Consider the following 13182-nt stretch of genomic DNA (forward strand, 5'->3'; position numbering starts at 1 on the left):
TTTCCTTAACTGACTGGCATTACCCTTGGGGATGCCCTTTTTCATTGGCGCCTGGCGGCTAGAGCTTCCAGTCCAGTCCAGGCTCAAGACATGCGGTGAAATTGAGAGGCAGGAACCCTGCTCGGATCACTATCGGCGTCAATTTGGGTTTTTATCTGGCCTCAAGGGAACTTTTTTATTTTTCGTTGTCCCTGTGTCTTCGCCAACGTTTGGGACGTTATCCCTATAGCTCGGGCAAATCGTCCGGAAACTATGTTGCAGCGCTCTGGGCTAACCTTAATCAGGCCCATTGCGCTATAACCTTTGGCACACCTTTATTTGTAGTAAGGAGCATCAGCACATGCAACTGGGGATTATCGGACTGGGCCGCATGGGCGGCAACATTGCGCGGCGCCTGATGCTCAACGGGCACACCACTGTGGTCTATGACCGCAACACCGCGTTCGTTGACACCCTGAGTCAAGAGGGCGCCACTGGCGTCGCGGACTTGCCAGCGCTGGTCGCGGCACTGGATAAACCCCGAGCGGTCTGGATCATGCTGCCTGCGGGCGCGCCAACCGAAGAAACCATCGACACCTTGAGCCAGTTGCTGGACGCCGGCGATGTAATCATCGATGGCGGCAACACCTTCTATAAGGACGACATCCGTCGCGCGAAAACCTTGTCGGAAAAAGGCCTGAAGTACATCGACGTGGGCACCTCCGGCGGCGTTTGGGGGCTGGAGCGCGGCTACTGCATGATGATTGGCGGCGACGCTGACGTGGTCAATCGCCTCGATCCATTGTTCGATGCACTGGCGCCAGGTCTGGGCGACATTCCGCGGACCAAGGACCGGGTTGCCGAAGATAATCGCGCCGAACGTGGCTACATTCACGCCGGCCCCGCAGGTTCCGGCCATTTTGTGAAGATGATTCACAACGGCATCGAATACGGGATGATGCAGGCGTTTGCCGAAGGTTTCGACATTCTCAAAACCAAAGCCTCGGAGGTCCTGCCGGAAGATCAGCGTTTTGACCTGAACGTGGCCGACATTGCCGAAGTCTGGCGTCGTGGCAGTGTCGTCTCGTCCTGGTTGCTCGACCTGACGGCCGATGCCCTGGCCAGCGATCCGAAGCTCGACGGTTACTCCGGTTCCGTCGCCGACAGCGGCGAAGGGCGCTGGACCATCGAAGCGGCCATGGAGCAAGCGGTGCCGGTACCGGTGCTGTCCAGCTCACTGTTTTCCCGTTACCGCTCGCGCCAGCAAGGCGCCTATGGCGATAAAATCCTTTCGGCCATGCGCTTCGGCTTTGGCGGCCATGTCGAGACGCCGAAAAAATGACCTCGATCCGCAAGAAATCCAAGGCACATCCCGCACCGCCAACCACGTTGTTCCTGTTCGGTGCTCACGGCGATCTGGTCAAGCGTTTGCTGATGCCTGCGCTGTACAACCTTAGTCGTGACGGTTTGCTCGGTGATGGACTGCGGATCATTGGTGTCGACCATAACGCGATCAGCGACGCGGACTTCGCCAAAAAGCTCGAAGACTTCATTCGCACCGAGGCGGCCAACAAGGTCGGCAACGGCCATGATCCCCTGGATCCGGTGCTCTGGGCCAAACTGGCCAAGGGCATCAGCTACGTCCAGGGCGATTTTCTCGACGACAGTACCTATCAGGCACTGGGCGCAAAAATCGCCGAGAGTGGTACCGGCAACGCGGTTTTCTATCTGGCCACCGCGCCGCGCTTCTTCAGTGAAGTCGTTCGTCGACTGGGCTCGTCCGGGCTGCTGGCGGAGGGCGATGAGGCCTTTCGCCGGGTCGTTATCGAAAAGCCCTTTGGCTCCGACCTGCACACCGCCGAAGCCTTGAACGCGTGCTTGCTCAAGGTCATGACGGAGAAACAGATCTACCGGATCGACCATTACCTGGGCAAAGAGACCGTGCAGAACATCCTGGTCAGCCGGTTCTCCAACAGCCTGTTCGAAGCGTTCTGGAGCAACCATTACATCGATCACGTACAAATCACCGCCGCCGAAACCGTTGGCGTTGAAACCCGTGGCAGTTTCTATGAACACACGGGCGCTTTGCGGGATATGGTGCCCAATCACCTGTTCCAGTTGCTGGCGATGGTCGCGATGGAACCGCCGGCGGCATTCGGTGCCGATGCGGTTCGAGGTGAAAAAGCCAAGGTTGTAGGGGCGATTCGTCCCTGGTCCACCGAAGAGGCGCGAGCCAACTCGGTACGCGGTCAGTATGTCGCCGGCGAAATCGCAGGCAAGCCGTTGGCCGGTTACCGCGAAGAACCGAATGTCGCGCCAGACAGCACGACGGAAACCTATGTCGCGCTCAAGGTGATGATCGACAACTGGCGTTGGGTTGGCGTGCCGTTCTATTTGCGTACCGGCAAGCGGATGAGCGTACGCGACACTGAAATCGCCATCTGTTTCAAACCTGCGCCCTACGCGCAGTTTCGCGACACCGAAGTCGATGAGCTGCAACCGACTTACCTGAGGATCCAGATTCAACCCAATGAAGGCATGTGGTTCGACCTGCTGGCCAAGCGTCCTGGGCCTGCGCTGAACATGGCCAACATCGAGTTGGGTTTTGCCTACAAGGATTTCTTCGAAATGCAGCCTTCCACCGGTTATGAAACCTTGATCTATGACTGTCTGACCGGCGATCAGACGCTGTTTCAGCGCGCTGACAACATCGAAAATGGCTGGCGCGCGGTTCAGCCGTTCCTCGATGCCTGGAAGGAAGACGCCAGTGTGCAAACCTACGCTGCCGGCGGAAATGGCCCGAATGCTGCTGATGAGTTACTGACCCGCGACGGTCGCGTCTGGCACAGCCTAGGCTGAGTCAGGTAATAATTCACACAAAACCCTGTGGGAGCGGGCTTGCTCGCGAAGAGGCCATATCATTCAACATCGTTGTTGAATGACACACCGCTTTCGCGAGCAAGCCCGCTCCCACATGGGTAAGTGTTACAGCCAGTAGCTCACCGCATACCAGGCCAGCACGCCCATCACCACGGTATACGGAAACGCCATCCAGACCATGCGCCCGTAAGACAGCCGAATCAGCGGGGCAATCGCCGAGGTCAGCAAAAACAGAAATGCCGCCTGACCGTTGGGTGTTGCTACGCTGGGCAGGTTGGTGCCGGTGTTGATGGCAATTGCCAGGGTTTCGAAATGCTCGCGGCTCATATGGCCGGAGATGAACGCCTGCTTTACCTCAGTGATGTAGATTGTCGCCACGAACACGTTATCGCTGATTGCCGACAACAAACCGTTAGCGATAAACAGCATGCCCGGTTGCTGATCTGTCGGCAGGGCCAGCACCCACTGGATCAACGGCGTGAACAGTTGCTGATCGTGAATCACCGCCACAACGGCGAAGAACACCACCAGCAAGGCAGTAAACGGCATCGCATCCTTGAAGGCATTGCCGATCCGGTGCTCTTCGGTGATGCCGGTGAACGCGGTGATCAAGACGATCACCATCAAGCCGATCAGCCCGACCTCGGCCATGTGAAACGCCAACCCGGCAATCAAAATCAGTGCGGCTACGCCTTGTACCAGCAGGGCCGCACGTTGGCGGGCCGTGCGTTCGGCATTGTCCTGTGCCGCATAGTTGGCCAGCACCGCGCGAACGTTGTCTGGCAATAAGGTGCCATAACCAAACCAGCACAACTTCTCCAGCAACACACAGGTCACCAGGCCCGCCACCAGCACCGGCAGCGAGACCGGTGCGACTTTTTGGAAGAATTCTGCAAAGTGCCAGCCCAGCTCATGGCCGATCAGCAGATTCTGCGGCTCGCCCACCAAGGTGCAAACACCGCCGAGCGCCGTACCCACGGCGCCATGCATCAACAAACTGCGCAGGAATGAGCGGAACTGCTCAAGGTCTTCGTGATGCAGGACGGGCAGGTTGTGGTCGTCACTGAATTCACTGTCCTGCCGTGGGTCATTGCCCGAAGCCACACGGTGATAGACCGAGTAGAACCCGACGGCCGCACTGATGATCACAGCGGTCACTGTCAACGCATCGAGAAAAGCCGACAGAAACGCGGACAGAAAACAGAACATCAGCCCCAGGAACGCTTTGGAACGAACCCCAAGCAGCAGCCGGGAGAACAGGAACAGCAGCAGGTCTTTCATGAAGTAAATGCCCGCCACCATGAACATCAGCAGCAGGATCACCGGAAAGTTGTGTTGCAGCTCGTCATACAGGGCTTCAGGTGTGGTCATGCGCAACAGCAGCGCTTCGACCATCAACAGGCCGCCTGGCATCAGCGGGTAGCACTTGAGTGCCATGGCCAGGGTGAATATGAACTCCGCCACCAGCATCCAGCCTGCTGCCACCGGACCTGCCGTCCAGAGTACCAGCGGGTTGAGAATCAGGAACGCGAGAATGCTCGCCTTGTACCAGCGCGGTGAATGCCCGAGGAAATTGTGCGCAAACGCCTGGGCCATTGAACCGGACATCAGTTGCTCCTTCTATCAAGAAGCGCGCAACTTGCCGTAACAGTCAGGGAAGATCAAGTTGTTGAAGACCGAAAGAGGCAGGGGATGCCTTGAGGTGCTTCGATAAAAAAGTGCGGACCACTTCGCCGTCATCCGCACACTTCATTTCATTTATTGCGGCATTGTCCAGGATTGCAGTTGATAACCTTCTTCGCTCAACTCGGCGCGAACCTGTTCCAACAAGGATTCAAGTTGGGCCGGGTCGGTGTAGGCACTGCTGGGGATCTGTTTGCGGCCGATAGGGGTGCTGGTGCGGTCGATGACGGTCAGGCTGAGTTCGCCAGTACCGTCCTGTGGGGCCCAGGCCACGCATTGAAATGGCGTAAATGCGCGGTCGGCAATCAAAAGAGCTTCGTTGATACGGAGCGGGGCGTTCATGGGGTCTTCTCTCGTCTGTGCCCAATCAAGTGATGTGCCGTCGGTTGGGCTTACCGTTCGGCTGGTTACTTGTACTGATGCGCGCAACAGGGGGGCGGGTCACACACAATCAAAAGAAATTTCAACTTTCTTTCATATGCTCAACATCAAGGGAGCTTTGAAAGCTGAATGAAAGGTTCAAACTCGTTAGGTAACCAATGAAGGTCACTCTTATAACGGAAACGATATTAACCCTATAGTTAAACGATACAAGGCAGCGTCAAGTTCTTGCTAATGTTACATTCAGGCCCGCCAAACGACTGTTTCTAATAACTTTTCTATTTTTTTGGCGCCAAGGAACAGTCATGATAGAAACGCCCGCATTGCGACGTTTGCTAGTGGTTGATCCGTGCGACGATTGTCATCGCCTGTTACCCGGTTTGCGCTCGGTCGGCTGGGATGTTGACAGCTGTACTCTGGAAAACGCCGTCGAGCGCTCCTGTGATGTCGGCCTGCTGCGCCTTCAACCTGTTCATCTTGAGCGCCCGGAAGCCGTCAAAGGGCTGATCAGCCACAGCGGCACTGAATGGATCGCTGTTCTCAACCAGGAAGTTCTGCGGTTGCAGAATGTCGGCGATTTTGTCTGCGAATGGTTTTTCGATTTTCATACCTTGCCGTTCGACGTCTCCAGGGTTCAAGTGACCCTTGGACGGGCATTCGGCATGGCGCGTTTGCGCGGTCAGGGCACGATTCACGTCAACCAGCCCGAGCATGAACTGTTGGGCGACAGCCGGCCGATCCGCGAATTACGCAAACTGCTGAGCAAATTGGCGCCTACCGAGTCGCCGGTGTTGATTCGAGGGGAAAGCGGTACCGGTAAAGAACTGGTCGCCAGAACCCTGCACCGTCAGTCGCAACGCCGCAGCAAACCGTTTGTCGCGATCAACTGTGGTGCGATCCCCGAACATCTGATTCAGTCCGAGCTGTTTGGCCACGAAAAGGGTGCTTTCACCGGCGCTCATCAACGTAAAGTCGGACGCATTGAAGCCGCCAATGGCGGCACCCTGTTTCTGGACGAAATAGGCGATCTGCCCCTTGAGTTGCAAGCCAACCTGTTGCGTTTCCTTCAGGAAAAACACATCGAACGGGTGGGGGGCAGTCAGCTTATTCCGGTGGATGTCCGGGTCTTGGCAGCCACCCACGTGGATCTGGAATCCGCGATCGAAGCCAAACGCTTCCGCGAGGATTTGTACTACCGGCTCAACGTCCTGCAGGTGGTCACCGCACCGCTACGCGAGCGCCACGGCGATCTGGCGATGTTGGCCAACCATTTTTCTCACTTCTACAGCCAGGAAACCGGACGTCGGCCGCGCAGTTTCAGCGAAGACGCGCTGATTGCCATGGGCAAACACGATTGGCCGGGTAATGTTCGTGAGCTGGCGAACCGCGTGCGTCGAGGGTTGGTGCTGGCTGAAGGCCGGCAGATCGAGGCGCGGGATCTGGGGTTGATTGGCCAACAGGTGATTACCACACCGATGGGCACCCTCGAAGACTACAAGACCCGCGCCGAACGCCAGGCATTGTGCGACGTATTGAACCGCCACAGTGACAACCTCAGCGTAGCCGCTCGAGTGCTGGGCGTTTCACGACCGACTTTTTACCGATTGCTGCACAAGCACCAGATCCGCTAGGGCGCGGAGAAACGAAAAGGCCCGCTGCGATTTACATCGCAGCGGGCCTTTTCCTTGTGTGGTGTTTAGAAGTAGTACGGGAATTTCAGGCTGAAGGAGAAGGCCGGTGCGTCCTGGGTCAAGCCGATGGAGAGGTTGGGGACTATCGTCAGTTTGTCGGTTGCTGCCATGGTCAGGCCGATGTTGAAGTTGGCAGCGTTGTAGTCGCTGTCCGGGATTGATTGCCAGTCCTGGCCGCTTGGTTTGACTTTGCTTTTGCGGGCGAATTGGTCGGAAAACGAAAACGACATACTCATCTTCTCGTTCAAGGCAAACGCAATGCCTGCGCCGATCTGCCAGGAGTCGCCCAGTTTCACATCTCCCGGGACCGTGGAATTTACAGTGGGGCTGATATCGCTGAAGGAATCCTGCATGTTGTAGGTATAGGACAGGCTGCCGAAGAGCACGGCAGGGTCGTAGGTCTTGACCAGCGAGATACCCGGGGTAATCGACCAGACACCGTTGCCGGTAGGGAGTGACTGAGGTACCGACAAATTGTCGTTGCCCGGGTCCTTGACCAGCTTGATTCCGTACGGATCTTTACCCGTCGGCGCCTTGACTCGCAGAGTGACGACCGCGTCGGGCAGGTTTTCCGATTCATCCAGGAACTTGTAGGCAACACCAAAGTTGACATCGCCTATGGTCGGATCGCGCTTAACGGTGGCGTCGGATGAGACCGGGGCTGCGCCTCCTGCACCACCAGAGGAGTATGTCGATTCTCGATAGACGATCGGGACGTTGATGTCGAATTGCCAACGTTGCGCCACGTTGTAGCGGCCTGTCAGGTCCAGGGTCCAGTTGTCGGCCTTGATGCGGTCAATGTTGATGTTGCCGAGAAAAATCGAGTCAAGAGCCAGAAAGCCATTGAGCACCAATGCACGGGTGTCATAGTGCGTATAGGTCATGCCCGTTTCGAGACTGAACTTGCCACCACCGAAGAAGCCGCTGGCTTCGTCATACAGGTTGGACACGCTTTGCGCCGGTCCCGAGTCTTCCTTGAGCGACTGCCCATACGAACTGGTCCCAGGGGCACCCATGGCCACGGTCTTGGCGCCTGCGGTCTGTTCGGCTGGGGAGCGGGTCAGGCGCTTGGGAGCAGGCGTTGCAGGTGTTTCTTCGACTTGTTTAACGCGCTGCTCAAGTACCATCAGCGCGTTCTGTTGTGCTTCGTAACGCCGTTTCAGCTCCATGAGTTCTTGTTTTAGGGCTTCTACCTGGGGGTCCGGTGCTGCTTGCAGCAAAGTGGCCGGGACCAGGGTACTCAAACAAACGACAGCTCTCAACGTGAACGATCTGTGCATGGGGTTGCCGTCCCTTCTGACTACATTCGATGAGACTGAGCGTAGATCAGTATCCGAGAGTGCGTAGGCCTTTTAGTTGGTCCAGACTGCAGTCCAGCGCCCCGGCGGTCGGCAGGTTGTTGCGCAGGACAACATTGAGGGCCGTCAGGTTGTTCACCTGGTTTCCTCCGCCGAGCAAGGTCGCGTTCTGCATCAGGCTGCCCTGGGCAAGGCGTTGCACGGTACTGCCCTGATTGTTGTTGGCCTGGATGCTCAACTGCACGCCAGCGCTACTCGACGACATACTGAAGGTCCCGGCACCGTTGGAAGCGGACAGGGTCGTGCCGGCGGTCAATGGCTGGCCCTGAGTATCCATTTGTGGTGCCTGGTTGGCTTCTTTGACGTTGATGCCGACATTGTTGTAGGCGCTGTTGTAGTCGCCGGCGGCGCGCACGACCTGGGTTACACCCTGGGTGGTGCTGAGGCCGCCGCCGCCGCTGACATTGCCGGAACCCTGGGAGACCGGCGAATCATCACCTTTCTTGTCGATCATCGACACATAGAACTGTGGCTTGATGGTCGATTCTTGAATCTGCATCGAGGAGGTTGCCCCGATCACGTCACCGCGGGTATTTTGCCAGGTACTGGACATGACAATCCCGAAACTGATGATCCTGCCCGGCATGACAAACCGGCCGCGAAGGGTCGCCAACTCCTGATCCTTGAGTTCAATCGGTTTGAACGTGAGTGCTTGTGTAGGCAGGCTGGCGGCCAGGCAAACGACGGCCAGCCAGTATGGAGTCTTCATTGTATGCTCCCGGAGCTTCGTGCTCCCTTGTCATTAGAAGAAGTCGCTCTGGATGAATCCGAAATCCATCAACTCTGCGTCCGGCACCGGGCTGAAGGTGTTGATGCGGTTCTTGGCGGTCAGTGGCAAAGGTGGTTCGCGCAAGACGTTGGTCTTGTCGTAGCCCTGGCCTATGACGGCGAAGATGATGCCGTTCCAGCCTTTGACAAAGTCGTCGAACTTGAAGCGTTTGTGACCGAGTACCGGATCACCGATATACACCCAGTCTTTCTCCGCTTTTTGCATGACCACGAAGTGCTTGTAGCCGCGGATGTCCATGAGCACGATGACCGGAATGGCGACACTGGTCAGACCTTCCGGCGATACCCGGTAACCACGGGCCCGCATGCCGATACTTTCCACGTAACGCTTCATGTCGAGCATGGAGAAGCCCTGGACGCGGACCAGATTCTGGTCGGAGTGAGCCAGCATGCCTTCGATGATTTGGGCCTCGGTTACGTCCAGCCAATAGGCCTGGCGCAATACGGTCGCCAGGGAAGCTGCACCGCAACTGAAATCGGTTTTCTGTTGGACCAGGTCGGCAAATTTGCGCTCACGCATGCTCTGGACCGGTTTGAAAACGACCGCTCCGCCTGGCAAGACGGAAAGCGGCATTTGCCCCGCTTCGCTCAGGCCAGCCAGAAAAACCAGGAACACCAGGGCGAAAATGCGCATGATCGGAAGCCTTCGTGCAAGAGTGAAAAAAAGCCCCCCGAAGGGGGCTCTCCAGACTCTGGAGCTTAGTTTACAGGCAGGTTCTGCAACCGGATGCAATGGACAGCGAGTTGCTTTGTTGGTTGCCAACACCGGCAGCCACGTTGACGCCCAGGTTGCCACTGCCGCCATTAACCGAACCGTTCAGGTTAGCAGTGTTGGTCACAGGGTTTGCCCAGCCAGTTGGGGTCAGCACTTGCCAGGACACGGTGTTGCTCAAGTCAAAAGAACTGGACTCGCTGAAACTCTGCGATTTGTCTTTCGATTTGCTGCCAGCTGCGGCGGACCATTCGCTGCCCGATTCGCTGCTCGATTTGCTGCTCGATTTGCTGCTCGATTTGCTGTTCGATTTGTCAATCGATGCGCTGAGCGATGCGTCGATATCTGCGTTGATATCCGTACTGCTGCGGCTATGGTGCCAGCCATTATTCCTGGAAGTGCTAATGTCCACGTCCACGTTCACATCCAGATTAGCTTTCACAGCAGCGTGCGAAGCAGAGGCGCTGGCAGAGCTCGAAGCAGATTTCGAAGCAGATTGCTCAGCAAAGGCCGAAGCAGAGTACCTGGCAAAGTCCGAAGCAGAGTGCGATGCGGATGCCTCTTTGAAAGACTCATGACCGCTGGCTGTGGTGGTACGCGACAGCGTATCCAGGCGGTACGTCCGATCGGCGTCGTTATACACCTTCAGGCCTGGGCCTGTTTGATCGGCACTCGCGGTTGCGGTAGCGTGCTTGCCTCCAGATACAGCGATCGCCATGGTGTTTTTCTGTTGGTTAAGGTCGCCAGCAGCCATGTTGATGCCCATGTTGCCGCTGCCGCCGTTGGCCGAACCGCTCATGTTGGCGTTGTTGGTGGTGGATTGGTTGTAGACCTCGTTGTTGTTTTGGTATTGGGTGACCTTGGCGGTTGCTACCACAGACCCAAAGACAAACGAGCCATCGCCGCTGGCAATAGCGGCAGCGTTGTCTTGTTGGTTGCCGTCGCCTGCTGCAACGTTGACGCCCACGTTACCGGAGGCGCCCGTGGCCGAGTTGGTCATGTTGGCGGTGTTTTTAGTCCCTTCATTGCTGATGTAGTTGTTAGTGCTGGTTTGTTTATCTGTGGCGTTGGCAGTGGCGCCAGCATTGGTGGTGTCTTTTGGATTCATGTGATGACGATGATGATGCTCGTCACCACCTTGGCCAGCTTGTGCAGCAATAGCCATTACCGCAGCGATTGCGAAAACCAGAGGCTTGATTGCCATTGTGGGTTTCATGCTGATTCTCCGTACTTTATTTTTAGGTTAAGTGTTGTTTTTTACCTTTTGGGTCAATCCGCGACCCGTACGCTCAGGGTGTTGGCCGTTCGGTTTCCCACCCCGGCGCTCTGATTCAACTGGATCACCCCACGGCTACCGGTGAAGGCCTGGTCGCTGGTAGCGACCTGGCGATGGCCAGGAGTAAGATCCGTTGAATCGGAGTTGTTGAGCAGCGCCACGTTCTGTTGCATGAGGACGCTGTCGTCGATACTTTGCGGCGTAGCACTGATGCTTATCCGCAGGGCGTTGGCTTGCTGGTTGCTGGCGCCCGAGCTCTGGTTGACCCCCAGTACGCCATTGCCGTTACTGAAGGAGTTGCCTTTAATGGCTGACTGGGCATCGATCCTGGGATCGACATGAGTACGCAACCGTTGGCGAATCTGCGTGGTGGCGCTGGCGTCGGTGTCAATGGCGATGGCACGGGCGTTGGCCTGTTGTTGCTGATCCCCGGCAGCCTGGTTGACCGAGAAGTTGCCTTGGTACTGCCTGCCGGAGTTGTCGATGGTGGCAGTATCGATGACAGGAGATTGGGCAAAGGTCGGCGCACTGCAAAACATGGCCAGAATCAGCAGAGTGCGATTCATTTCATTGTCCCCCCGATAAGATTTTCAGACCGCCCAGGCCTTGCTGGATGGTGCCGTTGATCCTATTGGCAACACCGTTGCCGGAGCCTGCGGAATGTCCAGCGGACAAGCCGGGCAGCTGTGACTGACCATTGATGCTGCCGTTCAGCGCGCCGGTGGCTTGAGTGATCGTGCCAGCGATGCTTGCACCGCTGCTGATGCCGGCAATGTCACCGTCCGTCAATTCGTTGGTTGCACTGATGACTTGTTTGGACGGATTGGCATTGACGGTCAGGGGGTTAGGGTCGGGAACCATAGGGCGGCGAGTCGCGTTACGCGTTTGGACTTCCCGCTGAATGACAATGATCCCATCGGCGGCCTGGACAGGCAGACTGATGACAGAGCTGAACGCACATCCGAGCAGCAGGAGGCGGATAAAGCCTTTATCGATTGTCTCCACGTCGGCACTCCCTCTTCTTTTGTGCGCTGGCCCTAGTCAGCGTTGTGAAGGAGAGAGCAGAAGCTGTGCCGCTTTTTATTTATTGATTGAATTCAATGGGTTAAAGGGTGGGGCAGGAAGGGGGATGTTTGAGCTGTATCAACCGTGAGACGGTGCCCGCCGTCGCGAGCCGGCCGCATCTGTCGAAAAGCTCTAAATCAAGGGTTTGCGGGCGAGTGTATCAATGACTTAACAGTCAGCATGACAAGAGGATGAAGGCCGTTGATAGGGCTGTTGCGATGCACTGGAGTGTTTCAGAAACGGACATATTCCCCCCCAGGATGCAGATGCCATCACGGCTTTAGCAGATACTCAACGGCAGTAAATGCCTGACGACGGCGCTCGGCCCAATCGCCGTTGATGACCTGCAGTCTTTGCTGGTGTTGTTCCAGCCAGGCTTTTGTTGCGTTGAAGAACGCCAGGCGCTGGTTCAGATCCGGTTGGCAGCGCTGGCCGTCATCGGTCCAATCCACCACTTCAGGGGAAAGCAACAAGTGCAGGTCGTAATGCCTGGCCAGCAACGCATTTTCGATCCACGCGGGGCATTCACCAAACAGGGTTTGACTCCACAACACATTGCTCAGCAGGTGTGTGTCGAGAATCAGCAACTCAGGGCGCTTGGTCCGGGCGCTGTCTTCCCATGCCATTTGGCCGCGGGCAATCTCCGGGATATCGGCAAGGCAGGTATCACGAGGGTTCTGTTCAATGAAGTAGCGGACGTACTCACCCACCAGTAGCCCGCCAAAATGCCGTTGAAGCTCTGCCGACAACCAGCTTTTGCCACTGGATTCCGGGCCGGTAAGTACCAATACTTTCATGCGCGCAACGCCGGATCGGCCCGCCACTCACGCCAGCCTTGCACGGCGATCAGCGTAAACAGACCATAGAGGGCAGCTGTCAGGTACAAGCCCTTGTAGATAAACAATCCGACGAAAATCACATCGACGGCAATCCACAGCGGCCAGCATTGCAGGCGTTTTTGCGCCATCCACAATTGCGCCACCAGGCTGAAGCCGGTCAATGCAGCGTCCAGCCAGGGCTGAGCGGCGTCGGTCCAATGGGCCATGGCCGCGCCCAGCAGCAAACTGCCCAAGGCACCGACGGCCAACCCCGTCCACATCGAGCGGCCGTCCAGTTGCGTGACTTGCCGTCCATCCTGCGCTTCGCCGGCACGGGTCCACTGCCACCAGCCGTAGAGCTGCAAGCCGGCGTAGATCACCTGCAACAGCATGTCCGAATACAGCTTCACCTCAAAGAAGATCCAGCTATAGAGCAGCACCATGACCAGTCCGATCGGCCAGCACCAGGGGTTCTGTTTGACCGTCAACCAGACGGCAATCACGCCGAGAGCGGCGGCAAACAGTTCAAGCCCGGACATGACGGTTCCTT

13 protein-coding genes are annotated in these 13182 nt (G+C 57.0%); 3 read left to right on the top strand and 10 right to left on the bottom strand.

The features are described 5' to 3' along the window. The first annotated feature begins 316 nt into the window (after positions 1 to 316). Positions 317 to 1321 carry a phosphogluconate dehydrogenase (NAD(+)-dependent, decarboxylating) gene (gene gnd / locus ACIPIN_RS00095; protein WP_401114674.1) on the top strand — a complete coding sequence of 335 codons (1005 nt, stop codon included), beginning with the start codon at positions 317 to 319 and terminating at the stop codon, positions 1319 to 1321. Next, complete coding sequence (zwf, locus tag ACIPIN_RS00100) at positions 1318 to 2838, top strand: glucose-6-phosphate dehydrogenase (RefSeq protein WP_401113611.1); 1521 nt, start codon at positions 1318 to 1320, stop codon at positions 2836 to 2838. Before gnd ends, zwf begins: the two co-directional genes overlap by 4 nt. Positions 2839 to 2964: 126 nt before the next feature. Here zwf and nhaB read toward each other — a convergent pair whose 3' ends face one another. Both nhaB and ACIPIN_RS00110 read right to left on the bottom strand, forming a co-directional pair. Continuing rightward, on the bottom strand, positions 2965 to 4467 hold the full coding sequence (gene nhaB / locus ACIPIN_RS00105; RefSeq protein WP_401113614.1) for a sodium/proton antiporter NhaB: 1503 nt from the start codon (positions 4465 to 4467) through the stop codon (positions 2965 to 2967). A 150-nt stretch (positions 4468 to 4617) separates the two neighbouring features. Continuing rightward, positions 4618 to 4884, bottom strand: a complete 267-nt coding sequence (locus ACIPIN_RS00110; protein WP_216744148.1) for a hypothetical protein — start codon at positions 4882 to 4884, stop codon at positions 4618 to 4620. Between the two features lie 344 nt (positions 4885 to 5228). Here ACIPIN_RS00110 and ACIPIN_RS00115 point away from each other — a divergent pair, with 344 nt between their 5' ends. Continuing rightward, on the top strand, positions 5229 to 6554 hold the full coding sequence (locus ACIPIN_RS00115) for a sigma 54-interacting transcriptional regulator (protein WP_401113617.1): 1326 nt from the start codon (positions 5229 to 5231) through the stop codon (positions 6552 to 6554). Between the two features lie 65 nt (positions 6555 to 6619). Here ACIPIN_RS00115 and ACIPIN_RS00120 read toward each other — a convergent pair whose 3' ends face one another. The 8 genes from ACIPIN_RS00120 to pnuC form a co-directional block, all read right to left on the bottom strand. After that, entirely contained in the window at positions 6620 to 7894 is a 1275-nt protein-coding gene (locus tag ACIPIN_RS00120; RefSeq protein WP_401113619.1) for a hypothetical protein, read from the bottom strand. A gap of 46 nt (positions 7895 to 7940) precedes the next feature. Next, positions 7941 to 8681 carry a hypothetical protein gene (locus ACIPIN_RS00125; RefSeq protein WP_401113621.1) on the bottom strand — a complete coding sequence of 247 codons (741 nt, stop codon included), beginning with the start codon at positions 8679 to 8681 and terminating at the stop codon, positions 7941 to 7943. A gap of 33 nt (positions 8682 to 8714) precedes the next feature. After that, positions 8715 to 9395 (bottom strand): C39 family peptidase, encoded by a 681-nt coding sequence (locus tag ACIPIN_RS00130; protein WP_401113622.1) that lies wholly within the window; start codon positions 9393 to 9395, stop codon positions 8715 to 8717. 70 nt (positions 9396 to 9465) lie between these two features. Further along, positions 9466 to 10689, bottom strand: a complete 1224-nt coding sequence (locus ACIPIN_RS00135; RefSeq protein WP_401113624.1) for a heme utilization protein — start codon at positions 10687 to 10689, stop codon at positions 9466 to 9468. A 53-nt stretch (positions 10690 to 10742) separates the two neighbouring features. Then, positions 10743 to 11315, bottom strand: a complete 573-nt coding sequence (locus ACIPIN_RS00140; protein WP_401113627.1) for an adhesin — start codon at positions 11313 to 11315, stop codon at positions 10743 to 10745. A gap of 1 nt (position 11316) precedes the next feature. Further along, the gene (locus ACIPIN_RS00145) at positions 11317 to 11754 is read right to left on the bottom strand and encodes a hypothetical protein (RefSeq protein WP_401113629.1); all 438 of its coding nucleotides are present in this window, start codon (positions 11752 to 11754) and stop codon (positions 11317 to 11319) included. A gap of 332 nt (positions 11755 to 12086) precedes the next feature. Then, the gene (locus ACIPIN_RS00150) at positions 12087 to 12611 is read right to left on the bottom strand and encodes an AAA family ATPase (protein ID WP_401113632.1); all 525 of its coding nucleotides are present in this window, start codon (positions 12609 to 12611) and stop codon (positions 12087 to 12089) included. Beyond that, complete coding sequence (gene pnuC / locus ACIPIN_RS00155; protein ID WP_401113634.1) at positions 12608 to 13171, bottom strand: nicotinamide riboside transporter PnuC; 564 nt, start codon at positions 13169 to 13171, stop codon at positions 12608 to 12610. Before pnuC ends, ACIPIN_RS00150 begins: the two co-directional genes overlap by 4 nt. Between the last annotated feature and the right edge of the window lie 11 nt (positions 13172 to 13182).

The organism is Pseudomonas sp. NPDC087697 (genome assembly GCF_044743155.1).
GTDB lineage: Bacteria > Pseudomonadota > Gammaproteobacteria > Pseudomonadales > Pseudomonadaceae > Aquipseudomonas.

Coding starts and splice junctions, on each gene's coding strand:
- ACIPIN_RS00110 (WP_216744148.1), bottom strand. CDS start 4,884: ATGAACGCCCCGCTCCGTATCAACGAAGCTCTTTTGATTGCCGACCGC.
- nhaB (WP_401113614.1), bottom strand. CDS start 4,467: ATGTCCGGTTCAATGGCCCAGGCGTTTGCGCACAATTTCCTCGGGCAT.
- ACIPIN_RS00130 (WP_401113622.1), bottom strand. CDS start 9,395: ATGCGCATTTTCGCCCTGGTGTTCCTGGTTTTTCTGGCTGGCCTGAGC.
- ACIPIN_RS00150 (WP_401113632.1), bottom strand. CDS start 12,611: ATGAAAGTATTGGTACTTACCGGCCCGGAATCCAGTGGCAAAAGCTGG.
- pnuC (WP_401113634.1), bottom strand. CDS start 13,171: ATGTCCGGGCTTGAACTGTTTGCCGCCGCTCTCGGCGTGATTGCCGTC.
- ACIPIN_RS00135 (WP_401113624.1), bottom strand. CDS start 10,689: ATGAAACCCACAATGGCAATCAAGCCTCTGGTTTTCGCAATCGCTGCG.
- zwf (WP_401113611.1), top strand. CDS start 1,318: ATGACCTCGATCCGCAAGAAATCCAAGGCACATCCCGCACCGCCAACC.
- ACIPIN_RS00115 (WP_401113617.1), top strand. CDS start 5,229: ATGATAGAAACGCCCGCATTGCGACGTTTGCTAGTGGTTGATCCGTGC.
- ACIPIN_RS00125 (WP_401113621.1), bottom strand. CDS start 8,681: ATGAAGACTCCATACTGGCTGGCCGTCGTTTGCCTGGCCGCCAGCCTG.
- ACIPIN_RS00140 (WP_401113627.1), bottom strand. CDS start 11,315: ATGAATCGCACTCTGCTGATTCTGGCCATGTTTTGCAGTGCGCCGACC.
- ACIPIN_RS00120 (WP_401113619.1), bottom strand. CDS start 7,894: ATGCACAGATCGTTCACGTTGAGAGCTGTCGTTTGTTTGAGTACCCTG.